26 protein-coding genes are annotated in these 24,307 nt (G+C 59.6%); 10 read left to right on the forward strand and 16 right to left on the reverse strand.

The genetic code is table 11. From position 1 onward, the window contains the following. Positions 1-76 precede the first annotated feature (76 nt). A complete protein-coding gene (locus F2P67_RS19770) occupies positions 77-1,363 on the reverse strand; it encodes an MFS transporter (protein ID WP_166222628.1) in 1,287 nt (428 codons plus the stop codon). Positions 1,364-1,521: 158 nt separating this feature from the next. On the opposite strand from F2P67_RS19770, the gene F2P67_RS19775 reads away from it, so the two are divergent. Then, positions 1,522-2,433, forward strand: a complete 912-nt coding sequence (locus F2P67_RS19775) for a LysR family transcriptional regulator (protein ID WP_166222630.1) — start codon at positions 1,522-1,524, stop codon at positions 2,431-2,433. Between the two features lie 108 nt (positions 2,434-2,541). Here F2P67_RS19775 and F2P67_RS19780 read toward each other — a convergent pair whose 3' ends face one another. From F2P67_RS19780 to F2P67_RS19790, 3 genes are read right to left on the reverse strand one after another with little or no spacing between them, the layout of a single operon-like run. Beyond that, positions 2,542-3,084, reverse strand: coding sequence for a DUF2937 family protein (locus F2P67_RS19780; RefSeq protein WP_166222632.1), 543 nt, complete (start codon positions 3,082-3,084; stop codon positions 2,542-2,544). Positions 3,085-3,096: 12 nt separating this feature from the next. Then, positions 3,097-3,873, reverse strand: coding sequence for a class II glutamine amidotransferase (locus F2P67_RS19785; RefSeq protein WP_100847538.1), 777 nt, complete (start codon positions 3,871-3,873; stop codon positions 3,097-3,099). Between the two features lie 16 nt (positions 3,874-3,889). After that, positions 3,890-4,387 (reverse strand): MFS transporter, encoded by a 498-nt coding sequence (locus tag F2P67_RS19790; RefSeq protein WP_166222634.1) that lies wholly within the window; start codon positions 4,385-4,387, stop codon positions 3,890-3,892. A gap of 226 nt (positions 4,388-4,613) precedes the next feature. On the opposite strand from F2P67_RS19790, the gene F2P67_RS19795 reads away from it, so the two are divergent. Together F2P67_RS19795 and F2P67_RS19800 are read left to right on the forward strand one after the other, a co-directional pair. After that, positions 4,614-6,668 carry a S9 family peptidase gene (locus F2P67_RS19795; protein WP_166222636.1) on the forward strand — a complete coding sequence of 685 codons (2,055 nt, stop codon included), beginning with the start codon at positions 4,614-4,616 and terminating at the stop codon, positions 6,666-6,668. Positions 6,669-6,775: 107 nt separating this feature from the next. After that, the gene (locus tag F2P67_RS19800; protein WP_166222638.1) at positions 6,776-7,249 is read left to right on the forward strand and encodes a cyclic nucleotide-binding domain-containing protein; all 474 of its coding nucleotides are present in this window, start codon (positions 6,776-6,778) and stop codon (positions 7,247-7,249) included. Here F2P67_RS19800 and F2P67_RS19805 read toward each other — a convergent pair. Continuing rightward, positions 7,246-7,530 (reverse strand): superantigen-like protein SSL4, encoded by a 285-nt coding sequence (locus tag F2P67_RS19805; protein WP_166222640.1) that lies wholly within the window; start codon positions 7,528-7,530, stop codon positions 7,246-7,248. The genes F2P67_RS19800 and F2P67_RS19805 overlap by 4 nt on opposite strands. A 78-nt stretch (positions 7,531-7,608) precedes the next feature. On the opposite strand from F2P67_RS19805, the gene F2P67_RS19810 reads away from it, so the two are divergent. From F2P67_RS19810 to F2P67_RS19825, 4 genes are all read left to right on the forward strand, one after another. Continuing rightward, positions 7,609-8,295 carry a spermidine synthase gene (locus F2P67_RS19810; protein ID WP_166222642.1) on the forward strand — a complete coding sequence of 229 codons (687 nt, stop codon included), beginning with the start codon at positions 7,609-7,611 and terminating at the stop codon, positions 8,293-8,295. Positions 8,296-8,343: 48 nt separating this feature from the next. Beyond that, on the forward strand, positions 8,344-8,715 hold the full coding sequence (locus F2P67_RS19815) for a YajD family HNH nuclease (protein ID WP_166222644.1): 372 nt from the start codon (positions 8,344-8,346) through the stop codon (positions 8,713-8,715). Positions 8,716-8,893: 178 nt separating this feature from the next. After that, positions 8,894-9,364: an RNA methyltransferase gene (locus tag F2P67_RS19820; protein ID WP_007911337.1), complete on the forward strand. Its 471-nt coding sequence runs from the start codon at positions 8,894-8,896 to the stop codon at positions 9,362-9,364. Positions 9,365-9,445: 81 nt separating this feature from the next. Further along, a complete protein-coding gene (locus F2P67_RS19825) occupies positions 9,446-9,823 on the forward strand; it encodes a YgaP family membrane protein (RefSeq protein ID WP_007958064.1) in 378 nt (125 codons plus the stop codon). A 102-nt stretch (positions 9,824-9,925) separates the two neighbouring features. Here F2P67_RS19825 and F2P67_RS19830 read toward each other — a convergent pair whose 3' ends face one another. Further along, the gene (locus F2P67_RS19830; protein ID WP_166222646.1) at positions 9,926-11,155 is read right to left on the reverse strand and encodes a hypothetical protein; all 1,230 of its coding nucleotides are present in this window, start codon (positions 11,153-11,155) and stop codon (positions 9,926-9,928) included. Between the two features lie 35 nt (positions 11,156-11,190). After that, complete coding sequence (locus F2P67_RS19835) at positions 11,191-11,640, reverse strand: YcgN family cysteine cluster protein (RefSeq protein WP_166222648.1); 450 nt, start codon at positions 11,638-11,640, stop codon at positions 11,191-11,193. Between the two features lie 280 nt (positions 11,641-11,920). Here F2P67_RS19835 and F2P67_RS19840 point away from each other — a divergent pair, with 280 nt between their 5' ends. Continuing rightward, positions 11,921-12,514: a nitroreductase family protein gene (locus F2P67_RS19840; protein WP_166222650.1), complete on the forward strand. Its 594-nt coding sequence runs from the start codon at positions 11,921-11,923 to the stop codon at positions 12,512-12,514. A gap of 125 nt (positions 12,515-12,639) precedes the next feature. Here the strand turns inward: F2P67_RS19840 and F2P67_RS19845 are convergent, their stop codons facing one another. The 4 genes from F2P67_RS19845 to F2P67_RS19860 all read right to left on the reverse strand — a co-directional run bounded on the left by F2P67_RS19845 (position 12,640) and on the right by F2P67_RS19860 (position 16,915). Beyond that, positions 12,640-13,572 (reverse strand): D-2-hydroxyacid dehydrogenase, encoded by a 933-nt coding sequence (locus tag F2P67_RS19845; RefSeq protein WP_166222652.1) that lies wholly within the window; start codon positions 13,570-13,572, stop codon positions 12,640-12,642. A 106-nt stretch (positions 13,573-13,678) separates the two neighbouring features. Continuing rightward, complete coding sequence (locus F2P67_RS19850) at positions 13,679-13,972, reverse strand: YcgL domain-containing protein (protein WP_166222654.1); 294 nt, start codon at positions 13,970-13,972, stop codon at positions 13,679-13,681. Continuing rightward, positions 13,969-15,102, reverse strand: coding sequence for a ribonuclease D (gene rnd, locus F2P67_RS19855; RefSeq protein ID WP_166222655.1), 1,134 nt, complete (start codon positions 15,100-15,102; stop codon positions 13,969-13,971). The genes F2P67_RS19850 and rnd overlap by 4 nt, the downstream gene beginning before the upstream one ends. A 163-nt stretch (positions 15,103-15,265) precedes the next feature. Then, complete coding sequence (locus F2P67_RS19860) at positions 15,266-16,915, reverse strand: phosphoethanolamine transferase (RefSeq protein ID WP_166222657.1); 1,650 nt, start codon at positions 16,913-16,915, stop codon at positions 15,266-15,268. Between the two features lie 417 nt (positions 16,916-17,332). Between F2P67_RS19860 and F2P67_RS19865 the strand changes: the two genes are divergently transcribed. Further along, complete coding sequence (locus F2P67_RS19865) at positions 17,333-18,517, forward strand: cyanate transporter (RefSeq protein ID WP_166222659.1); 1,185 nt, start codon at positions 17,333-17,335, stop codon at positions 18,515-18,517. A 196-nt stretch (positions 18,518-18,713) separates the two neighbouring features. Then, positions 18,714-19,649: a LysR family transcriptional regulator gene (locus F2P67_RS19870; protein WP_166222661.1), complete on the forward strand. Its 936-nt coding sequence runs from the start codon at positions 18,714-18,716 to the stop codon at positions 19,647-19,649. A gap of 3 nt (positions 19,650-19,652) precedes the next feature. Here the strand turns inward: F2P67_RS19870 and F2P67_RS19875 are convergent, their stop codons facing one another. From F2P67_RS19875 to F2P67_RS19895, 5 genes are all read right to left on the reverse strand, one after another. Beyond that, a complete protein-coding gene (locus F2P67_RS19875) occupies positions 19,653-20,018 on the reverse strand; it encodes a 5-carboxymethyl-2-hydroxymuconate Delta-isomerase (protein WP_166222662.1) in 366 nt (121 codons plus the stop codon). A gap of 63 nt (positions 20,019-20,081) precedes the next feature. Continuing rightward, entirely contained in the window at positions 20,082-21,005 is a 924-nt protein-coding gene (locus tag F2P67_RS19880) for a LysR substrate-binding domain-containing protein (RefSeq protein WP_166222664.1), read from the reverse strand. Positions 21,006-21,108: 103 nt separating this feature from the next. Then, positions 21,109-23,214: a DUF6311 domain-containing protein gene (locus F2P67_RS19885; protein ID WP_166222666.1), complete on the reverse strand. Its 2,106-nt coding sequence runs from the start codon at positions 23,212-23,214 to the stop codon at positions 21,109-21,111. Beyond that, positions 23,211-23,597, reverse strand: a complete 387-nt coding sequence (locus tag F2P67_RS19890; protein WP_166222668.1) for a GtrA family protein — start codon at positions 23,595-23,597, stop codon at positions 23,211-23,213. Before F2P67_RS19890 ends, F2P67_RS19885 begins: the two co-directional genes overlap by 4 nt. Further along, positions 23,594-24,304: a class I SAM-dependent methyltransferase gene (locus tag F2P67_RS19895; protein ID WP_166222670.1), complete on the reverse strand. Its 711-nt coding sequence runs from the start codon at positions 24,302-24,304 to the stop codon at positions 23,594-23,596. Before F2P67_RS19895 ends, F2P67_RS19890 begins: the two co-directional genes overlap by 4 nt. Positions 24,305-24,307 lie beyond the last annotated feature (3 nt).

The following is a 24,307-nucleotide window of genomic DNA, read 5'->3' on the forward strand; positions in this document are numbered from 1 at the left end:
TAAACACTCCTGTAGCTTCTTGTCTTTCTATCCGTAGGACAAATACCCATCGGGTATTGTCCTCGCAGGTTATCAGTTACTGCGCATCCAGTTGCTTGCCACGGGTTTCCGGCAGGCTCAACGCCGCCAGAATCACCACGCCATAAGACACCGCCGCGAACGCACCGATACCCATGCTCAGCGGTACTTTCTGGCTGAGCAGGCCAATCAGCAATGGAAACAGCGCCGCCAGCGCCCGGCCGATGTTGTAGCAAAAGCCCTGCCCCGAACCACGAATCCGCGTTGGAAACAGCTCAGTGAGAAACGCGCCCATGCCGCTGAAAATCCCCGAAGCGAAGAAACCCAACGGGAAGCCCAGCCACAGCATTACACCGTTGCTGACCGGCAGTTGCGTGTAGAGCAAAACAATGGTGAACGAGCCGACGGCGAACAGAACGAAGTTCTTTTTGCGCCCCAACAGGTCGGTGAGATAAGCGCTGATCACGTAACCGACGTAAGACCCAACGATCACCATCGCCAGATAGCCGCCAGTACCGAGCACGCTCAAGCCGCGCTCGTTTTTCAGGAAGGTCGGCAGCCACGAAGTGATCGCGTAATAACCGCCCAGTGCACCGGTGGTCAGCAGCGAGGCGCGAAACGTAGTGAAGAGCATGCCGGGGGCAAAAATCTCATAGAACTTCGCCGGGTTTTCCGGCGTTTGCTGCGCCTTGGCTTCGCGATAGATTTCCGGGTCTTTCACCAGACGTCGCACGAAAATCACGAAAATCGCCGGGACGATGCCGAGGATGAACAGCGCACGCCAGGCGTCTTCCGGCGGCAACACCGAGAACAGCAGCGCATACAGAATCGCGGTCAGCCCCCAACCCAGCGCCCAGCCGGATTGCACCATGCCCACCGCTTTGCCACGGTCTTTGGCGCGGATCACTTCGCCGATCAGTACCGCGCCAGCCGTCCATTCACCGCCGAAACCGAAGCCCATCAAGGTGCGGGCGATCAACAGTTGTTCGTAGTTCTGGGCGAAGCCGCAGAGGAAGGTGAAGAAGGCGAACCACAGCACCGTCAGTTGCAGCGTGCGCACACGGCCAATGCGGTCGGAAAGAATGCCGGCGACCCAACCGCCAATCGCCGAGGCGATCAAGGTACTGGTGTGAATCAGCCCGGCCTCGCCGGTGGTGATGCCCCACATTGCGATCAGTGTCGGCACCACGAAACTGAGCATTTGCGTGTCCATGCCGTCCAGACCGTAACCGATCTTGCAGCTCCAGAAGGTGCGACGTTCCTGCTGATTGATGTTGCGATACCAGTCGAACGGGCCGGGGCGGGCCGTGGTCTTGGCGAGTTGGAGGGTGTCGGGCGCACTCATGGCAAGTCTCCGCAGGCTTTTATTGGTCTTGTTCGTAGTCCCGACGACGCCTATCGTGGGAACCGGATGCGCCGATTTTTGGACGCACCGCCCTGCTGCGTCCAACGAATAAAAACCCGCCTTAGGCATAAGAAAAATTTGTCACCCGAGCCGTAGCCATGAACCTGAAGTTTCTCGAGACCTTTGTCTGGGTCGCCCGGCTGAAGAGTTTTCGCCTGACCGCCGACAAGCTGTTCACCACCCAGGCGTCGATTTCCAGCCGCATCGCAGTGCTCGAAGGCGAGCTTGGCGTGAAGTTGTTCCTGCGAGATTCTCGCGGAGTCAGCCTCACTCCCGAAGGCTTGAAAGTGCTGGACTATGCCGAGCAGATGCTCGACACCATGAGCGCCCTAAAGCAATCAATCGAAACCCGTTCGAGCAAGGTCGGCCGGGTGCGCATCGGCGTGATGGACACGGTGATTCACACCTGGCTCAGCCCGTTGGTGGCGCAGATGACCGATCTTTATCCGCGAGTCGAGATCGAGCTGGTAGCGGACACGTCGCTGAACCTCTGCGATCAACTGCAAAAAGGCTTTCTCGATCTGATTCTGCAAACCGATCTGGTGCGACATGAAAGCGTGCGCAGCCTGGAACTGGCCAGCCATCCGCTGGGCTGGATCGTCGCCAGCAATTCCATCTACAACCGCGACTACGCCGACCTCGCCGAGCTGGCGCAGGAGCGGATCATCACTTATTCGAAAAACTCCCGGCCGCATCAAGACATTCTGGCGCTGATGCAAGCGAGCGGCGTGATAGCGCCGCGCTTGAATTGCGTGAACTCGGTGTCGGCGATTACGCGGTTGCTGCGTGACGGGTTTGGTATCGGAGTTCTACCACCGGTGTTGGTCGCCGAGGAGCTGGCAAGGGGCGAACTGACATTGCTCGATATCGACCAGCGCCCACCGAACCTGCAAGTGGTGGTGTCGTGGCGAGTGGGGGTTGAGTGGGTCGAGGAGATTGTGACGTTGTGTCAGCAAGTGCTGGTGGGGTATGCGCGCAAGGTGGGCAAGGACTACATCACTTTAAGTTGATCGTTCCCACGCTCTGCGTGGGAATGCAGCCCGGGACGCTCCGCGTCCCTAATAGCCGAACGCGGAGCGTCCGTTGAGGCATTCCCACGCAGAGCGTAGGAACGATCATCAGAGGCCGCGCACATCGCGGTCTTCGATCGGCCGGCTCTGGCGCAGGCGTCGGCCGCCGAGCACCACCCAGTCGATCAGGCGGAACAGGCACTCGATCCCGAACGACAACAACAACGCGCCGCTCATGCCCCAGATCATCGCTTCCGGGGTCAGCAGAATCTGGTAGCTGTAGCCGTTCCAGGTTTCCTTGCGAATATCCGGATCGGCAGCCAGCACCACTTGCAGGAAGCGGATGTGCCACGGGCCTTGCATCGCCTGGAACTGCTTGTCCAGCGCGACCTGCCGATTGAGCAAAGTGCTCAGGCTGTCGGCATCGCTGCGAAACACCGGGTCTTCACTGGCGCGATAATGCGCGACCAGCGCCTGCAAATCGCCCTTGAAAAACTGCTCGGCAGTGCCCTGAAACCCGCGCAGGCCAGTCTGCGCCTCGATCAGATGCGCCTCGACGCGTTTTGCGTAATCGTTGATGAACCCCGGCACCTGGACACCGATCAACAGGCCCGCCGCAAACAACACCAGCCGTAGATAACTGAGCAACATGGGGTGCAATCCTTATTCGGTCTTGCCCTGACTGACGCATTCGCCGCGTCGCCACAGGCTCCATTGGCCCGGTTCGTAGCGGGTCCAGGTTTCGTTTTCGGTCAAAGGCTCGGTGGCGATCACCGTGACCACGTCGTTGGGCGTGGTTTCCGCCTGAAAATCGACGATCACATCGACATCCTTCAGACGCGCCGGGCCGAACGGTGCCCGCCGGGTGATTTGCGCCAGTTTGGTCGAGCAATAGCAGAACAGCCAGTCGCCATCGCTGAGCAGGCAGTTGAACACGCCTTTGCTGCGGTATTCGGCGCACGCCGCCACCAGATCCGGCAGCAGCACTTCTATATCGACCGGTTCCGGAAACGCTGCACGTACGCGGTTGAGCAAATCGCAGAACGCCGCCTCGCTGTCGGTATCGCCGACCGGGCGGTAGAAACTCTTGATCGGCGTGAAATCGGCGAGCTGGCCGTTGTGCGCGAAGCACCAGTTGCGCCCCCACAGTTCACGCACGAACGGGTGGGTGTTGGACAGGCAGACCTTGCCGACGTTGGCCTGGCGGATGTGGCCGATGACCACTTCGCTCTTGATCGGATAACGCTGCACCAGATTGGCGACTTCGGATTCGCAACTCGCCGCCGGATCCTGAAACAGACGCAGGCCACGGCCTTCATAGAAAGCGATACCCCAGCCGTCGCGGTGCGGGCCGGTGCGGCCGCCACGCTGCATCAGGCCGGTGAAGCTGAACACGATATCGGTCGGCACGTTGGCACTCATGCCCAGTAATTCACACATGTGCGGACTCTCGGGATTACAGACGCGGCTCGACCCGCATGCGCTGCGGGTTGTTCGGCACCGGCGGACGGCCGTAGCGATCATCACCGGCACCGCCGAATGGCTGATCGTCGTCACGGTCATCAGCGCGGGCTGCGGCCTTGGCGGCTTCGGCCTGTTCGCGGCGGGCACGGGAAGCGCGTTCGATCGGGAAGCGGATCAGCACGAAAACCAGGTAGAGGCCGAAAGCGATCATGCCGTACATGAACAGATCGGAGATCGCCCGCCAGGCGTTGTTGCCGACCTTGAAGGCCAGGTCCAGCGCGGTGATGGCGATGGCCGGCGCATCCTTGCCCTTCGTCGGATCAATCGCGGTCGGGCTGAACAGCAACACCGCCATCAATACGCGCAGCGGCTCGCGCAGCCAGCGCCACATCCAGGTGGTCAGGCGCATCCATACCAACAGGCAGCCCACAGCGGCAAAGGCGTAGAGGCCCCAGGCGATCAGATAGTCGTTCTCGGTCATGGTGTCCATGGCAAGGCAGGCAAAGAGGCGCTTATAGTAACGACTTTTCGCCCGTCAGGCTTGTCCCAATAGACACACGACCTGTAGGAGTGAGCCTGCTCGCGATGACGGACTGCCAGACGACATTGATGTTGAAGCTGCCGGCCTCATCGCGAGCAGGCTCGCTCCTACAGAGATTGCGGTGATATCCAGAGCTGCGAAAAACCCTATTCCGTAATTTGTCCGAGAGCCTTCCATGCCCCAATCCGCCAACGTCAGCAGCGCCCCGATTGCCCACAAGACGGCCGGTGCCGACCCGTATGCCTGGCTGCAAGAACGCGACACCGACGCTGTGCTCGATTATCTCAAGGCCGAAAACGCTTACCAGGAAGCACAAACCGCCGATCAGGCCGAACTGCGCGAAAGCCTGTTCGAAGAGATCAAGGGCCGCATCCTCGAAACCGACCTGTCCCTGCCCTCGCCGTGGGGGCCGTACCTGTATTACACCCGCACCACCGCTGGCGACGAATACGCCCGCCACTACCGTTGCCCGCGTCCGGCTGACGACAGCCTGACCCTCGACGAAAGCCGCGAGCAGCTGCTGCTCGACCCGAACGTGCTGGCCAATGGCGGCTTCTTCTCCCTGGGCGCGTTCAGCATCAGCCCGGACCATCAACGCCTGGCCTACAGTGTCGATGCTTCCGGCGACGAAATTTACACGCTGTTCGTCAAGGAGCTGGCCAACGACAAAGTCAGCGAACTGGAATTCGAAGACTGCGACGGCAGCATGACCTGGGCCAATGACAGCCTGACCCTGTTCTTCGGCGTACTCGACGACACCCATCGCCCGCACAAACTGTTCCGTTATCGTCTCGACGGTACGGCGGCCGAAGAGGTGTTCCATGAGCCGGACGGGCGTTTCTTCCTGCATTGCTACCGATCCACCTCCGAGCAGCAGTTGTTGTTGTCGCTGGGCAGCAAGACCACCAGCGAAGTCTGGGCGCTGGATGCCAATCAGCCGCAGTTGCCGTTCACGTGTCTGGCGCCGCGGGTCGAGGATCACGAATACGACGTCGATCACGGCATGCTCGATGGCGTATGGACATGGTTCATCCGCACCAACCGCGACGGTATCAACTACGCCCTGTATCAGGCGCCGGACACTGGCGTCGTGCCGAGCGAAGCCGACTGGCAGAACCTGATCGCGCACAACGACAGCGTGATGCTCGATGGTGTGACGCTCAACAGCGAGGCCATGACCCTGAGCCTGCGTGAGGGGGGGCTGCCAATCATCGAAGTTCACCCACACGGCGTGGCGCCTTATCGCGTGCAATTGCCGGATGCGGCCTACAGCCTTTATGTGCAGAACAGCCTGGAATTCGAGAGTGACCGTATTCGTCTGCGCTACGAGGCGTTGAACCGTCCGGCGCAGGTGCGGCAGTTGATCCTGGCAACGGGCGAGCAAGCCGTACTCAAGGAAACCCCGGTACTCGGCCCGTTCGACGCTGATGCTTACGTCAGCCAACGCCTGTGGGCCACTGCGCCGGATGGCACACAAGTGCCGATCAGCCTGGTGATGAAACGTGAAATGGTGGGTAAACCGGTGCCGCTGTACCTGTACGGTTACGGCGCTTACGGTTCGAGCCTAGACCCGTGGTTCTCCCACGCCCGCCTGAGCCTGCTTGATCGCGGCATGGCATTCGCCATCGCTCACGTGCGCGGTGGCGGTGAACTGGGTGAAGCCTGGTATCGAGCGGGCAAGCAGGAGCACAAGCACAACACCTTTAGCGACTTCATTGCCTGCGCCGAGTTCTTGATCCTCAACGGCATCACCACGGCGGAAAAACTGGCGATCAGCGGTGGCAGCGCGGGTGGGCTGTTGATCGGTGCGGTGCTCAATCAGCGCCCGGACCTGTTTGGCGTGGCGATTGCCGAAGTGCCGTTCGTCGATGTGCTCAACACCATGCTCGACCCGGAACTGCCGCTGACCGTCACTGAATACGACGAATGGGGCAACCCTGAGGAACCAGAGGTTTACCAGTGGATCAAGGCTTACGCGCCGTACGAAAACGTCAGCGCGCAGACTTATCCGCCAACCCTGGTCATCGCCGGCTACAACGACAGCCGCGTGCAGTACTGGGAAGCAGCCAAGTGGGTGGCAAAATTGCGCGCAACGAAAACCGACGACAACGTGCTGCTGCTCAAGACCGAACTGGGCGCCGGGCATGGCGGCATGAGCGGGCGTTATCAGGGATTACGTGACGTAGCGCTCGAATATGCATTTGTGTTCAAGGTTTTGGGGCTGGCCTGAGGAACTCCGTCGGTCACTTGGGTCTTAATTGCAGCCCCCTGTGGCCGATACTCCGCAAGGATGTGCAGTGCCTGCAATCCGAGACAACAAGAAAAGACCGCAACGACATGTCAGAACCGACCTTACTGAACAACGAAATCCGCGACTGGCTGATGGACTGTGGCCTGTTCGATCAATTGCAACTGGCCGACTTCGCCGCCGCTTCCGGCTACTTCAGCATCAGCACCGTGGCGCAAGGCGAGGCGATTTTCCGTGAGGGAGATGCCGGCAGTTTCATGTGCATCCTCCACACCGGCCAGGTGGCCGTGCAGAAAACCGGGCCCGACGGTCAGGTGATCACCATGGCCACTCTGCGCAGCGGACGGGCGTTTGGTGAAATGGCGGTGCTCGACGGTGAACGGCGCTCAGCCACGTGCATCGCAGCGAGCAATTGTCAGTTGCTGAACCTGGGCAAGGACTCGCTGGAAAAGATGATCAACGAGGCGCCGAAAATCGCCGCGAAGATCATCCGCGCCCTCGCCGTCTCGCTGTCGAAACGCTTGCGCATGGCCGACGGCCAACTGGCGGCGCAACAGATTTAACCGCCGGGGGACTTGGCCTTGGTGCCATTGGGTTCAATGCCCGGCACCGGTTGATCCTTGCTCGGCGGGCTGGGCATTTCGATCGGCACCAGCGGCGGGCTGCCGCTGCCGGCACCGGACTTGGGAATGGTGATGGGCGTGATCTGCGGATACGGTGTCGGTGTCGCGGTGCCGGGCGAGCCGGGTTGCGGCGACGGACTGACCGGAATGGTCTGCTGTGCCTGTACTGCAGTAATCGAGAGCGCGGCCAGGGCAATGACCGTTAGAATGGTGCGCTTCATCAAGGGCTCCGTTGGCCTTAGTCTGCGTTCAGGCTACTCCCAACCGGGCTGCTTGCCTTCCCCCCTGTAGAGATTTCCATGAAACGTTTCGTTCTGCTCGACACCACGCCGATCCCTGACAACGGTGGCGCCCTGTGCCTGTTCGAGTATGGCGAGGATTTCGTCATCAAGATCCAGGGCGGCGACGGCGGGCAATTGATGAACACGCGCATGCACGGTTCCGAAGATGCGCTGGCCGAGATTCCTTGCCGCAAGGTCGCCGGACGGCCGGATTCGCGAGTGCTGATCGGTGGTCTGGGCATGGGTTTCACCCTCGCCTCCGCGCTCAAGCATCTGGGCAAAAGTGCCGAAGTGGTGGTCGCCGAACTGGTGCCCGGCGTTGTCGAATGGAACCGTGGCCCGCTCGGTGAAAAGTCCGGGCGACCGCTGCTCGATCCGCGCACCGTGATCCGTCAGGACGATGTGGCCAAAGTGCTGCAAAGCGAACCGAACGGCTTCGACGCGATCATGCTCGACGTCGACAACGGCCCCGAAGGCCTGACGCAGAAGGCCAACAGTTGGCTGTACTCCGCCGCCGGTCTGAATGCCTGCGCCAAGGCCCTGCGCCCCAAAGGCGTGCTCGCCGTGTGGTCGGCCAGCGCCGACCGGCAGTTTTCCGACAAATTGAAGAAGGCCGGTTTCAAGGCCGAGGAAGTGCAGGTATTTGCCCATGGCAACAAGGGTACCCGCCACACGATCTGGATTGCCGAGAAGCTCAAGGGCTGAGCTAAACTCTGCACATAACCGTCATTAGTCTTTTACAAAGGTGAACCCATGAGTTCGTCCACCCCAACCAACACGTCAAAGCTGGATCGTATCCTCGCCGACAACCAGCGCGACAAGGAAATGGGCTACCGCGACAAAGCCCTGAAGATGTACCCGCACGTCTGCGGCCGCTGCGCCCGTGAGTTCTCCGGCAAGCGACTGAGCGAGCTGACCGTGCACCACCGCGACCACAATCACGATAACAACCCGCAGGACGGCTCGAACTGGGAACTGTTGTGCCTGTACTGCCACGACAACGAGCACTCGCGCTACACCGATCAACAATACTTCGGCGACGGTTCGCTGAGCACGCCAAAAATCGCCAAGGCCACGCACAACCCGTTTGCGGCGCTGGCCGGCCTCATGAAGAAAGACGACTGAAGATCCTTATTGCCCGTTCCGGCCTCTTCGGGAGCCAGCCCCCTCCCACGACATAGACTCAATGTGGGAGGGGGGCTTGCTCCCGAAGGCGGCCGGTCTGACACCACAAGTCTTGAATCTGCCACCCCTCCTCCAATCCCCGTATAATCGCCCTCTTTTTCCCGAAGGCACCCCGCTCGTGGCAGACAAACGGTACAGCTGCATTGGTTTGTATAACCCCAAATCACCGGAGAACGTCGGTTCGGTGATGCGCGCCGCAGGCTGTTACGGCGTGGCGTCGGTGTTCTACACCGGCAAGCGTTATGAACGCGCCGCAGACTTCGTCACCGACACCAAGCGCGTGCATTACGACATTCCGCTGATCGGCATCGATGATCTGAAAAAGATCCTCCCGCTCAACTGCGTGCCGGTTGCCGTGGAACTGGTCGAAGGCGCCCGCCCGTTGCCGGAATACACCCACCCGGATCGCGCGCTGTATATCTTCGGCCCGGAAGACGGCTCGCTGGATAAAGAGATCCGCGACTGGTGCGAAGACGTCGTGTACATCCCGACCACGGGCTGCATGAACCTCGCCGCCACGGTCAACGTCGTGCTCTACGACCGCATGGCCAAAGGCCTGAACACCCGCTCCGGGCCGAAATTTCGCTGAAGCGTCGCACATCCGATGGAACAAGCTGAGCCCTCGGGCAGTCAGCTTGTTTATCCATCATTGAATACCTGGAGAAAGATCATGACCGAGCTCAAACGCGTCGAGCGTATCGAATCCACTCCGTTCCAGAGCCGCTCCGAACAAAACGTCGAAGGCTGGGAACGCATCGGCTCACTGGCCGGTGGCGTGATCATGGTCGGCAAAGGCCTGCGCCGTGGCGGTGTGTTCGGTCTGATTCAGGTGGCGATTGGCGGCGTGGCCATGGCACGCGGGATTACCGGGCACAGTTCGGTGAAAAGCCTGCTGGAGAAAAGCCGTCAGGACATGAACAACGTGCGGGCAAAAATCGAACGCGCCGGGGAAGAGTTGAGCAAGCTGAAGGCCAATGCCGAAGCAGCTACGAAGACAGCCACGGTGACCGGTAATGATTCAGTGAAATCGCCGAAAGCCGGGGTTTGATTCTGAATTTGCTTTGGGGCTGATGGCTCTATCGCGAGCAGGCTCACTCCTACAGGGAAACGCATTTCCACTGTAGGAGTGAGCGTGCTCGCGGTGGCGACGTTACTGAAGTAACCCGGTATCAAGGACTTTGGAGGACTCGCCCAGAACACTCTCGGCAAGCTGCACAAACTCCTTGGTACTCACCGTCCCCAGATGCATCGCCCCGCGCAGCACATCATCCAGCGAGCGTTTGTTGTGCGTCTTCAAACGAATCTCGCCATCCAGCTCCTGCAACACCACCACCGCTTTTGACACCTGTGCCGGGCTGATCTGCTCACCGCGCAGTGTCGTGACTTTCTGGCTGTCCTTCACCAGTTTCGCCTGCAGCGCCTGATAACGCTCATCGCTCATCCCACCCGCGCGGCGTACCATTTCGATCGCGTAATACTCGGCAAAACCCTCGCTGATCCAGTCGCTGCGCTGCTCGTCGTTGATCCGCCCGAACACTTGCGCCAGTTCACGCACCAACGCGCTGCTGCCGCTTTCGCTGACCAGTGGCAGGCGCGTATTGAGGTAGATCGACTCATGTGCGGCGAGGCTGCCGCGCCACATCGGGTCGTTGGCGCCGACGACCAGTAGCTTGGTCGGATGACGTGGATACAGCGCTTGCACTTGCGGCCAGACAAACGTGAGCAAGGTCAGCACGTCCATCCGCCGCATGCCCTGCCCTTGCGGCGAGGCGACGGTGACCTCGGTTTCGCCCAGGCGCGCGCGGCGGCTGCCGAGATGACCGGCGAGCATCCAGCCGGTCGGGCGGTCGAACAGCCGTGAAGGGTTATCGATGCGGAATTTGTTTTTGCCGATGCGTGGCCAGGCGGTCTCGACGCTTTTCCAGCCGTCAGGCAATTCGAATTGCAGACGCGAGACCAGTTCGGTGCCGTCCTGCTGATCGAGCTTTGCCGGTGGCACCAGCTCATCGCCGCGCATCAGCGCCCAGCTTGAGGTCATGCGCGTGTCGAAGCTGCCGTTCTTGCGGCCGTGGCTGATGCGCACGCGGTAGGTCAGACTGGACTTGTCACTGGCCGGCCGCCAGACGCCACGGGCCTGTTTACCGGGCGTCAGCAGCCATTGGCCATCGGTCTTGAAGTCGCTGTAATGGCTGCCGTCGCCGAGGTCGAAATCGAGACTGCGCACGGCCTCGCCTTTGGCCAGAGTCAGGCGTACTTCGGCCTGGTCACTTTGCGGCAACAGGCGCACGTGATAATCCAGATCGACTTTCTTCGCCGCCCAGGCCTGCGCGCTCAGCGCCAGCAATCCGACCAGCAACGCCCGTTGCAATCCCCCCGCCATACGCACTCCTTGGTAAAGCTTGAATCGCCGGGCGCTTAACCCGCGCGGAAAATCAGGTGATCTTCCCAGTCATCTTCCGGCACGCTGCCCTCGGCAAGCATTCGCCCGGACTGGGAAATGCGCTCGTGGTGCACCGCGTCGCGGTCGCCGCAGACCAGGTGGTGCCACAACGGCAGATCCTTGCCTTCGCTGACCAGACGATAACCGCAGGTCGGCGGCAGCCATTTGAACGCTTCGGCCTGACCCGGGGTGAGCTGAATGCAGTCCGGGACAAACTTGATGCGGTTCGGGTAGTCGCTGCACTGACAGGTTTTCAGGTCGAGCAGTTTGCAGGCGATACGCGTGTAATAGACGCTGTTGTCTTCTTCGTCTTCGAGCTTCTGCAGGCAGCACAGACCGCAGCCGTCGCACAGCGATTCCCATTCCTCGTGATCCAGTTGATCGAGGGTTTTGCGTATCCAGAACGGTTCGACTTTGGCGGCCATGGTTCAAGCATCAACATCAGGTTGTGAAAAGGCCGCCAGTCTAGTGCCCAAGGCCTTGCGGGCCAAGCGCTGGCGACTGCCGGTTGCCCGGGGCTTGTCAGTTTTTGCCCGGCGAAGTAGCTTTGCCAGTCACCAACAGCCTTGGCCGGATGCCATTAACGCTCGACCGCGTTGCATTCCGGTGAACCCCGGGCTTGCGCCATAACCCCATCGTTCAGCCCAACTGATCCCGCCGGGTTTCGATTCAAACCTTTACTCAAACGTAGCAAGGAATCTCTTGATGAGTGCCAACCCTCGCGTTGCCGATTACGCCATTCACCCGCAGTTCACTGACCGCTGGTCGCCGCGCGCCTTCACCGGCGAAGCGATCCCGGAAGAAACCCTGCTGAGCTTTTTCGAAGCCGCGCGCTGGGCGCCGTCGGCCTACAACTCGCAGCCGTGGCGCTTCCTCTATGCGCGTCGTGACACACCGAACTGGGAGCGCTATCTGGGCCTGCTCAATGAATTCAACCGCAGTTGGGCGCAGCATGCGTCGGCGCTGGTGATCGTGATTTCGAAAACCACGTTCGCCGTGCCGGGCGCGACCGAAGAGACGCCGGCGCTGTGGAGCACGTTCGATACCGGTTCGGCCTGGGGCCATCTGGCGCTGCAAGCGAGCATCAGCGGCTGGCACACCCACGGCATGGCCGGTTTCGATCAGGAGCTGACGCGCAAGGAACTGAATATTCCTGAGGGTTATGCACTGCACGCAGCCGTCGCCGTCGGCAAACTCGGCGACAAGGCAACCCTGGCGGACTACCTGCAAGCGCGCGAAGAACCAAGCCCGCGTCGTCCGTTGAGCGAGCTGGCGGCGGAAGGTGACTTCACCCTCTAAGCCACAGCGCTAACGAATTGTGGGAGCGGGCAGGCTCGCGAAAGCGGTGATCAGTCAACCAATATGTCGACTGCTATCCCCTCTCCGCGAGCCAGCCCGCTCCCACATTTTTTATTGCGGTGTGCTTAATAGCCTCGGTTGAAATCCACTTCCCCGCGCAACGCCTCGCCCGCCTGATACGCCCGCAAGTTATCGACAAACAACTGCACCATCAAGGCCGGTGAAGTCGGTGCCGAACTGTGCCCCGTCAGCAACAGGCCCCAGGCCGTCCAGAAGGGATGACGCTGTGGCAACGGCTCCTGACGGCAGACGTCAATCACCGCGCCCGCCAGATGCCCTTCCTTCAGCGCTTCCACCAGGTCCGCATCGACCACCGCAACCCCGCGCCCGGCGTTGATGAACAACCCGGTCGGTTTGAATTGCTTGAACAGTGCGGCGTCATAAATGTCGTGGGTGTGCTCGGTGTTGGGCAGCAGGTTGACCACGTAATCCGCCTCGCCCACCAGCCGCGGCAGATCCGCCATCGACCCGACCTCGACAAACGGCGCCTGCTCACGGGCGCTGCTGGCGATGCCGTACAACTCGACGCCGAACGGCGACAGAAACTGCGCCACGCTCTGGCCGATGTCGCCGGTGCCGACGATCAGCACTTTGCGTCCGACCAGGCTCTGGCCGGTGCGGTTGTCCCATTTGCGTTCAACCTGGCTGACCAGCCGCGCCAGCACTTCGCGCTCGTGGCCGAGCATGTAAGTCAGCACGTATTCGGCCATCACCTGGCCGAAGATCCCCACCGCGCGGGTCAGGCGGTAATCGCGGCGCAAGCCGTCGGCGAGCAACGGCGTGATGCCGGCCCAGGTCGATTGCAGCCATTGCGGTTGATGGCCCTGACGCAGCAGGGTCGCGAGCAAATCCGGCTGCCCCAGCCACACCGGGCAATCGGCGGCCTGACGGGCCAGCTCGGCAGAGTCGCCGCTGGTCAATACTTCCAGCTCCGGCGCTGCCTGACGCAGCAGTCGGGCGTATATCGCGTGGTCGTGTTCAGCAATCAGAACGCGCATCTTCAAACCTTTCGCAAACCGTGCAGATGGCCGCCGCTTTCGGGGGCGGCCATCGCGGTAAAAACAGTTCCAGGGTTAACCGAGGCCCAGAACAGGGCCTCGCGGATCAGACCGGATCGTTGCGTCGCAGCAACTCTTCGGGCAAGTGCTCGATGTACTCGTCCTCGGCCGGCGGCATCTGCAGGTGGTAGCCCTGCTTGTCGAGGTTTTCCAGCACGACGACGATGTCTTCGCTGGCGAGCTTGCGCTCGGGCGACAGCACCAGGTCGAAGGAATGTTTCGCTTTACCGAACGCCAGCATCAGCGCCTCAGGCACTTTTTCTAGTGCGTCGCTCTTGAGCACATAAAGGTACATGCCGCTGCGCTTGGAGCTTTGGTAGATGGAACAAATACGTTTCAAGGCTGTTCTCCGGCGGTGGCCAGGCTGTCGAGCAGCTTCTGGCCCATGAGTTCGCGGCGCCAGCCACGCAGCGACTCAGGCAATTGGTAAGGGCCCTCGGGGAAGCCGCTTTTGACCAGTGCTTCGAGGGTTTTCTTGCGCAGCATCAGTTCCGGGGCGATGCCCAGACGTTCGGCTTCGGCCTGACCGAGGGCGCGCAGTTGTTTGATCAGTGCAGCCGCTTCGATCGGCAGCGGCTCCGGCACGGCCGGCGGCCATTGATCAGGCCCCACACTGCCAGAGCGCTTGATCAGATCAAGCAGAAATTGGCCGTCCTGACGCACGGTACGCGGGTGCATGTCTTCGATCTTGCCCAGCGCGGCGAGGCTGTCCGGTTGCGTGCGGGCCAGCGGCCACAGCGAATGCTCACGGACGATCCGATTGCGCGGCAGATCGCGGGCGCGGGCTTCTGTTTCACGCCAGGCGCACAGCTCACGCAGGACCGCCAGTTGCGCGCGAGACAGTTTCCACGCCAGTTTGGCTTCGCGATATACCTCATAGGGGTCGACTTCGCGGCGCAGGTTGGCGACCAGTTCGGCGCCATCCTCCAGCACCCAGGCGTATTTGTCGTCAGACAGTTTCGGCCGCAGCTGTACGAAAACCTCCGCCAGATGCACGGCATCTTCGGCGGCGTAGCTGATTTGTGTGTCGGACAGCGGACGCTGCAACCAGTCGGAACGGGTTTCACCCTTCGGCAGCTCGATACCGAGCACTTCTTGCACCAGGCGCGAATAGCCCATCGAGAAACCGAGGTTCAGGTAAGCGGCGGCCAGTTGCGTGTCGAACAGCGGCGCCGGCAGGCTGCCGGTCAGGCGCAACAGGACTTCGAGGTCTTCGCTGCACGCGTGCAGGACTTTGAGCACTGCCGGGTTTTCCAGCAACGCGGCGAGCGGTTGCCAGGCATTGATGGTCAGCGGATCAATCAGGTAGGCGCGCTTGCCGTCGCCAACCTGCAACAGACCGGCAATCGGGTAAAAGGTGTCGACCCGCATGAATTCGGTGTCGAGGGCAACGAAAGGCAGCTGCTGCCACTCGACGCAAAACTGCGCGAGGCTATCGTTGTCGCGAATCCAGTGAATATCGATGGCCACACGGCTCTCCCTTGAAGAATGGCGCGCAGTATATATCGCCACTGGCGATTTACGCGCCTGCGAAGGGCAAGAGCTGTAACGAAATGTCCTGCCAAAGAGCAAGAATAGTCTGACAGAGAAAACAGACAGGCCTGTCGCGTCAGAACGACAGGCCCGAGCGACTTCAGTCCTTGGCCAGCACGCCGTCGATCACCGCGCCCCGACAACCGGCGAACATATCCAGATCCGGCTGATAGACCTTGCTGCGCACCTCCAGCAGGCCGAGCATCGAGTGAAACAGATTGTCCTGGCTCAGCGGTTTGTCACGGCTCATTTGCAGGCAGTGGGTGTCCACCGAATAAGCCTTTTGATAGTTGTCGGAGAACCACGCCAACATCGCCACGTGCTTTTGTTGCTCCGGCGCAAGCATGTAAGGCGTACCGTGCAGGAACAAGTTGTACTCACCCAGCGACTCACCGTGATCGGACAGATACAACATCGCCGTATCGACTTTGTCCTGATTGTTGCGCAAGACATCGATCAGGCTCGACAGCACATGGTCGGTATAAACCAGCGTGTTGTCGTACCCGTTGACGATACTTTCGCGACTGCAGTTATTCAGCGCATTACTTTCACAGACCGGCGTGAAGTGTTCGTATTCCTTTGGATAACGCTTGAAGTATTCAGGGCCATGACTGCCCATCTGGTGCAGCACCAGAACGGTGTCCTTGTCGAGGTGATCGATGAAGCTTTGCAGGCCTTGCAGCAGGATTTCGTCGCGGCATTCGCTGTTGGCGCACAGCGCCGGGTCTTTCAGGTTGCTGACATCCTGCAACGTGACCCGATCACAAGTACCTTTGCAGCCAGATTGGTTATCGCGCCAGATCACGTCGATACCGGCCCGCTTGAGCACATCGAGCAGGCCTTCTTCGTTCTTCGCCTTGCTGGCGTCGTAGTCCTTGCGGCCCATGTTGGAGAACATGCACGGTACGGAAACGGCGGTTTCGGTGCCGCAGGAATGCACATCGGTGAAGGCGATCAGCCCGGCTTCCTTGTCCAGCTGCGGCGTGGTGTCGCGGTTGTAACCAAGAATGCCGAAGTTTTCGGCCCGAGCACTTTCGCCCACCACCAGTACGGTCAGGGATTTGCGTGGCCGGGTTTTCAGGTCAGGGTTGCGTTGTGCGTCTTCGCCGATCTTGACGAACGGTTGCTGCGCCGAGACCACCTGCTCACGCAGATAACCTGCCGACGCGCCAATGTAGTTGCTCGGCACGAGCATCAAACGCAATTCATGGTGATTGCGAAACAAGGAGGACAGGCCCTGATAGTTGGCCAATGCAACACCGCCGATTACCGCAGTCGAGGCGACCGTGACAATAACTTTGCTGAACAACTCGCGATGCCAGCGGCGATAACTTACGGGAACTTTCCACAATAAAACCGACGGCAATACGCCAAGAAAAACGATATAGGCAAACAACTTCAACGAGAGCAGATCACGCACTTCCGTGGCATTGGTTTCGGCAAAATTGCGAAACATCCCTGCATCAATCATCACGCCATATTGGCTCATGAAGTAAGCCACGCCGGCGCTGATCAAAAACATCAACATCAAAAGCGGTTTGAGCACCGGACGGAACGCCAGCAACGTCAGCACGATGTTGAACGCCGCGAGGATCATCACCCCGAACGCCACGCGCATGGCGATGCCCTTGCCATCCGCAGCAGTAATCTCGAACAGGTGCTGCCAGAGCACAAAATTGAAACCGAGTAAAAGGAAGGCACTGGCAATCAACGTCACCCATTCCGGGCGCACGGCTTTTAACTTCAACATGGTGTGGGGCGGTTCCTGAAAAGAAGAGTCTTGTTCAACTTTTCAAATTCAATTGTGAAAAATTCATTAAACAAGGCCGTACAAACTTTAGGCAGGCAACCATCAATTTTTTGTGAAAAAGACGCCAACGATTAGTTGGCAAGCAGTAATAAGGCAAAACCAGTGAAGTATTTGAGAATGATTCAGGTCTGGTTAAGTTTTTGGATCAGGCACTTTTCCTGTGGGAGCGGGCTTGCTCGCGAAGAGGTCGGCACATTCCGCACTGGGGGTGACTGACACGCCGCTTTCGGGAGCAAGCCCCCTCCCACAAGGAAAAAGGAGTGATATCGAATTTTTAAATACTGCTCGGGATTTTCTGGTTTGCCGGGATCGGTCGGTGGTGCGCCTAATCGCCATCCCCCGTACCAAGGTCTGAAAATGCCAACCCTGCGCGATACCGCCCGCCCCACTGCCTGGTTGATGCTCGGCATCATGCTGGTCGCTCTCAACCTGCGCCCATCGATGGCTGCCGTCGGGCCGCTGCTCTCGGCGATTCGCGGCGACATTGCGCTCAGCTTCAGCCTGGCTTCGCTGCTGACCATGCTGCCCGTAATGGCCATGGGGCTGGCGATGTTCTTCGGCATCGGACTCAGTCAACGCTTGGGCGAGCGGCGCACGGTGCTGTTGTCGCTGGCGATCATCGGTTTGGCAACGTTGTCACGGCTGTATATCGACTCGGCTGCAGGTCTGATTGTCAGCGCGGTATTGGCGGGGATTGGCATCGCGTTGATTCAAGCGTTGATGCCGGTGCTGATCAAGTCGCGCTTCACCAACAACGTGGCGCAGTGTATGGGCCTGTACGTCACCTCGATCATGGGCGGCGCGGCAATTGCCGCTTCATTCGCTCCATTGGTGATGGCGCAGACTGGCAGTTGGCGAACGGGTCTGGCGATCTGGGCGGCACTGGCATTGCTGGCCTTGCTGTTCTGGCGAGCGCAACGTGCCGATGTGCAGACTGCACCGAGTACCAAAGCGCGCAACGAAGCCTTTTTCAGCCATCGCCGCGCCTGGCTGCTGGCGATTTTTTTCGGCCTCGGTACAGCGTCCTACACCTGCGTACTCGCCTGGCTGGCGCCGTATTACGTCGAGAAAGGCTGGAGCGAACAACATGCCGGGCTGTTGCTGGGATTTCTTACCGCGATGGAAGTCATTTCCGGACTGCTAGTGCCAGCCATCGCCAATCGCCGCCGGGATCGGCGCGGGGTGTTAGCGACGCTGCTGGTATTGATCATCGCCGGGTTCTGCGGTCTCATTCTCAGCCCGCAGCACCTCAGTCTGTTGTGGCCGGGCCTGTTGGGTCTGGGCATTGGTGGCTTGTTTCCGATGAGCCTGATCGTCTCGCTCGATCACCTCGACAACCCGCAACGCGCTGGAGGCCTGACCGCGTTCGTGCAAGGTATCGGCTACCTGATTGCCGGGCTCTCGCCGCTGCTGGCCGGAATGATCCGCGATCAACTGGGCAGTTTCGAATGGGCCTGGTGGTCGCTGACGTTTGTGATGGTGGTCATGCTGCTGATCGTCCTGCGCTTTGATCCGCGCCATTACACACGACATTTTCAGTGATGGTCGTGCCCCATACCTGAAGGCCTCTGGCCATGTTTTGCCGGTTTGATGGCTGACGTCGTATTGCTAAAAGTTTCTGTCCCACAACTGTCCGTGAAATGTCCTACAGGGCTTTGTCCTGGCACCATCGTTCCGTTAGGATCGTTCGCACACGTTTGCGCGGATTCAGCGCAAGGAGCACAGCGAGACAGAACGGATGCTGAACAGTAACTTGCTTAGAAAGCTCGACATGCAGGACCTCATGGTGTTTATCGCCGTGTATGAGCAAAGCAGCGTCACGGAGGTGTCGGAAACGCTGTTCGTCAGCCAGTCCACCGTCAGTTACTGCCTGAAAAAACTGCGCACCAGTTTCGAAGATGAACTGTTCATCAACACCCGCACCGGCATGCGCCCGACCTACAAGGCCAGCAGCATGTACGGACACGTGGTGAAAATTCTCGAAAACATCAATCTTTGCCACGCCGGCGCCCCCGCGTTCGACCCGACCCTGCAACCGGTGACCTTCAATATCTGCGCGCCGGAGTACTTCGAGCAATTGGTGCTGCCGCGCCTGTTGAAGCGCTTCGACTTCGATGATTTGCCGGTGATGGTCAACATGCACAAGTTTGAAACCGATGTGCCGGCCGATGAGTTGCGCGACGGCACGCTTGATCTGGTGATCTGCTTCGGCCCTAACTTCCACCGCAATCACACCGACCTGAAATCACGCATGTTGCTGGAAGATGATCTGGTCTGCGTCTTCGACAAACGCGCGACACCACTGGAGCCGCGCCTGAGCCTGCAAGCGTTTACCGAGCGGCGACACGTGTTCCCGACGCCATGGACGTCCACCACAAACATGGTCGATGGCTGGCTGGCGCGGCAAGCGCAGAAACGGCAGATCGTCGCGCGCTCCAACAGCTACAGCGCCGCGCTGAAGATGATCACCGGCACCGATTTCATCCTCACCCTGCCCCGGCGGATTCAGCGTTTGCTGACCAACGAAGCAGTGTTCAACCATTGCGAAGCACCGAACGGGCTGCCGGGCTTCACCCTCGACATGCAATGGAGCCAGAACGCCGATCAGAACAGCGCCAACGTCTGGCTTCGCGAGCAAGTAATCAAGACATGCAGCGAACTTGAAGCAGCCTGAGTCCTACACGCCGATGGCGGTTTTGCTGTAGGACTCACGGTCGATGTCGAGTAGCTCGACACACAATTGCACTTCAACCCCGGCCGGCCATTCGCACAAGTCCTGCAACACCGCCAGCAGGCTTTGCGACAGCTGCTTCTTGATCTCCGGCGAACGGCCACTGAGTAGCGCCAGCTTCACATGCACGAACGCCCGCTCCCCCATGGCCGTGCCGACCTTGAAGGTTTCGACTTTGACGGCGCGGCTCTTGATATCGAATTCCGCGGCAAACTGACCGGAACCCACCAGTGTATTGTTGAGCCGAATCAACGCCACGTCGGCATTCAGTTGCGGCAGGTTCGCGGTGTATTCCATGTGCAGGTGTGGCATTGACAGGCTCCAGTCTTCGGGCGCAAAAGCTGTAGATATAACACAGGCAGTGACAGCCCCCTCTTAGGGAATCGGGGTCAGCGGCCGCTCGCTCATGAAGGCTTCCAGCCGGGAACGCAACCAACGCTCGGCAGGGTCGCTGTCGACATGACTGAGCCAGACCATCGACAGGTCGAGGGTCGGCGTCTTGAACGGGAACGGTTCCTTGAACAACAGCCCCGATGTGGCCATGGCCGCCGCGGTGTAATCCGGCAGGCTGGCGATCAGATCAGTACCGGCCAGCAGCGCCGGCAGCGCACTGTATTGCGGCACTGACAACACCACCTGACGGGTGCGGCCCAGCTCTGCCAGCCACTCATCGGCGAAGCCACTGACGTTGGCGGTGTGGGACACCAACACATGCGGACGCGCACAATATTCATCAAGCGTCAGCGGCGTATCAGAGGCGTCGGCGCGCAGGATGCTCGGCTGAATGTGGCGCAGCAATTTGCGCTTGGCATTGGCCGGCAGACCACGGGTCTGACTGATGCCCACGGTGATGTCGCCGGCAGCCAGCAAGTCGGGAATTCGCCAGTAATCGACGTGCTGCACGACAAATACGACGTTCGGCGCTTCCTGACGCAACGCGCGCAGCAAGGGCGGCAACAGGCCGAACTCGACATCATCCGACAGGCCGATGCGGAAGGTCATGGTGCTCACGGCAGGGTCGAAATCACGGGTCAGGCTCAGGGCCACCGACAGCGAATCCAGCGCCGGTTTCAGATGACGAAAGATGTCTTCCGCGCGAGCCGTCGGCTCCATGCGGTGGCCGACACGGATAAACAGCGGATCATTGAGCATTGTGCGCAAGCGATTGAGCGCCGAACTGATGGTCGGCTGGCCGAGAAACAGTTTCTCGGCGGCGCGAGTCACATTGCGTTCAAGCATCAAGGTCTCGAACACCACCATCAGGTTGATGTCGGCCTTGCGTAGTTCATTGCGATTCATCCATTGCCCCCCGATCCCCAGTCTGCGGGCAGTGTAGAAAGACCCGAGGGCTGGCGTCTACGGGCCTGCGCGATGGGCAGGCCCGATGAGCATTCTGTCGCTGTCAATTCACTGTAAGTGCCTGCATGCCGATGGCCAGTTTGCGCGCATCCTTACTCATGCCCAGCTCACCAGGACTGATGGCATTGGCGTATTTGAATCGAATATTCAATACACCCTGACTCTCAATCCGCTGTTGCACATGCGCCGGCAGTTCGATGTTTAGCTGGTTCGCTTCCGGCTTGACCAGGCGGGTAGACAGCACTCGTTCATCATTGACGAAAATCTCCAGAGACTGCTCGGTGTGCCTGGGTGCCAGCAGCGCAGTGGTTTCCAGCAACAATGAATGCACCCTGGCGGTGGGTCGCAGAACGATTTGCGACTCGGCGCCCTCGGACCAGGTTCCCCAGGGTTCACTGAGGGACCAGCCTTTAGCAAGATAAACCGCCGCCTGACCGGTATTGTTGAAGACCATTCTTTCACCCTGCCTGACCGCCGGAATCAATGCCAACGGATTCGTCGCCGGCAAAGTCGCACATTCGGTACAGCGCTTCCACCCCGGCGCCAAGACATTCAAACCGTCGATTCTGGCAAGCACATCGGTATCGCGATTCAGGGTAAGGGCAGCTTGCAGCAAGGCGCGGTTATCCAGCACATAAAGGGTATCGGCCGCGTAACGCCCGGTATCGAGCATTTGCTCCGAGCGCGCTTGTGCCGTCTCGGTAGCGACGCTACTGACGCGTCCCAGGTAAACGGCATTGGTCGGCAAATGATGGTGGACCGCGTAGTCGGCCAGGATCATCCAGTGATCCGAGTAATTGCGCGGATGCAACCAGCGCACCGCCTGATAATGCTTCGCCGCTTGCTCCCAGAAAGGATCTGTCATCGGCGTGTCCCACTTGGCAGCCGGTGAGGTCATGAAGAAATTGCGCGACACCGCCCACCCGGATCGGGTATCGGCGACCTGAAGCACCAACGCAATGCCCAGCAGCACCAGCGCGGTACGCGAAGAGTGCCCGCGAACCACCAGGTAAAGAATGCCGAAAAGTGCGATGTACATCGCCGGCCAGATCATTCGCCCCGACCCGCGAAAAACCGTTGCCACGGCAACGACCGCATCCGGTAGCGGAACCGAATATTCGAAAGCACCGATACCGATATTGTTAGAGAACGCAAAGATCGTCAGACACGCGAGGGCAAGCAAAAGCAAGGGATAGCGGCGGATCTTCGCACCAAGGCCTGTCGCCCCCTGCAGCCAAGGCACCAATGCGCAGATCAGCAGAAAAATTCCTCCCAACCCGAGGAATGCGAACCCGTCACCATCCCCCGGCACACCCGGCATGTCCTGCAGGACGTAAGACCACACCCCCGGATCGAAAAGGGTCAAAACGTTAGCCCGATACAAGCCATAACCCGTTAACGCCAGTCCGCCATCGCCGACACTGAAATAACCCGCTTGCCAACAACAGAAACTTACCAGCAGAAACAACCCGATCAACTCGATCACCGCCTTACCCGGCGTCAGCCACCGCTGCAGAGCCTTCCACGACAGGTCCGCGAGCCATATCAAAGCGATCATCGCCAATAGATAAGCGTGCACCAACGCTGCGCAAGCCAAAACCGCCCCCCACGCCAGATAACGCTTGGACGTAAACGGACGCAACGCCAGATAAAGTGCCGCCAATACCAGAAAATGGCCGCCGAGGGACAAGTGCACACCCATCCGGACAATCATCGCCGGAATGAACAGAAACAGCCCTGCCCCCAATAACCGTGCAGCCACATCGCGACTGAACAAGCCGATCAGTTTCCAGGCAAACCAGCTCTGCAGGATGAAACAGGTCAATAGCCACAGGCCGAAATACTGGAATGGCTCAGGCAACAGCGCCGAGAATGGCTTGAAGATAAACGCGAACAGTGGATTGGAGTCCGAGAAAATTATCCCGTTGCCTAACTCCAGTCCGTAGCTCGGATTGAGTCCCAGCGGAAAGGTCCATGGTGAATGCCGGAAAAACGCCCAGCCCATGTAATGGGTGGCGGGATCCCCATCTCCCAACCACGCAATATTCATCGGGTTCAATGCTCGCGGGCCTACCACGATGAAAAACGCGAGGATGCCCAAAAGGACAGGCAGCATCGCTGCCGCCCGACGAGTTGCTGAAAGCTTCATCGATACGTCCAGAAATTGTGCAAAACAAAAGTGAATGCCGGAATCGTCAGCGCCACGGCAGCGATTCCAAGCAGATAATGCAACCCGGCGATTTGCGCGGCCCAGGCAACAAACATCGCCAGCAGAAAACCGCCAGCCGACACCAGCATGAAGCGCATCAGAGTCTTGCCATGCAGGCGCGCAGAGAAACTCCACGTCGTATTGATCACATAAGACACCACAGTCGCCACGGCAAAAGCCACACCATTGGCCAGCGGCGGTTGATCGGCGATAAGGTTGATGAACAACACCGCAACCAACGCATGCAGCGCAGTGACGAACAACCCGGTCACAGCGAAGCGCAAGCCACGCTGGATCAACGCGTTTTTTTCAGCCGATGTCACGGTTTGCGCGCCAGTACGAAAACACTCAGACCCGCCAGACGATTCATTCCCATCAAAGGCAATTCGAACGAGCACAGGGTCTTGAGAATGCCGTTCACCAATGGATGGTGGCGTTTGAGTTGTGAGCGTGGTGGCTGCGCCTGCGCGCCTTGTGGCAACAGGCGAAGTGCCGCTGCGATCGGGAATACAGCGCCGAAATAGTAGGCGCCGCGCTGCACCGTCAAACCAGCGTCACGGGCCAATGTTTCGAACTGCGCCAAGGTGTAGCGACGTTTGTGTTCGAGGAAATCATCGTGCCCGCTCCAGAGAAACTGGAAGGCCGGCACAGTCATCAGAAAGCGGCTGCCGGACGGCACTTTATCGACGTAAGTCTTGAGCAGACCAAGGTCGTCATCGACATGTTCGAGCACGTCCATCAGCAGCACGAGGTCGGCGTCAACGCTATCGATCCCTTGTCGGTAATGCACCGGTTTGCCGGCAGTACTGGCGTCAGAATCAGCGGGATAACTGATATCGACACACCAGGCTTCCTGCGCAGCGGTGTGTGTCAGCAAATGATGTGAGAAAAAACCCGAGCCGGCGCCCACGTCGAGAATTCGCCTGATCGCCGTATCGCCCAGCAAACGAGTGGTTGCCGCCGCTTTCGAGCAGTAATACCAATGCTCGCCAATGCCTTCGCCGAGGATGTCGGTTTCCTTGAGATCCATGGG

Source organism: Pseudomonas atagonensis, from assembly GCF_011369485.1.
In the GTDB taxonomy this organism is placed as follows: Bacteria; Pseudomonadota; Gammaproteobacteria; order Pseudomonadales; family Pseudomonadaceae; genus Aquipseudomonas; species Aquipseudomonas atagonensis.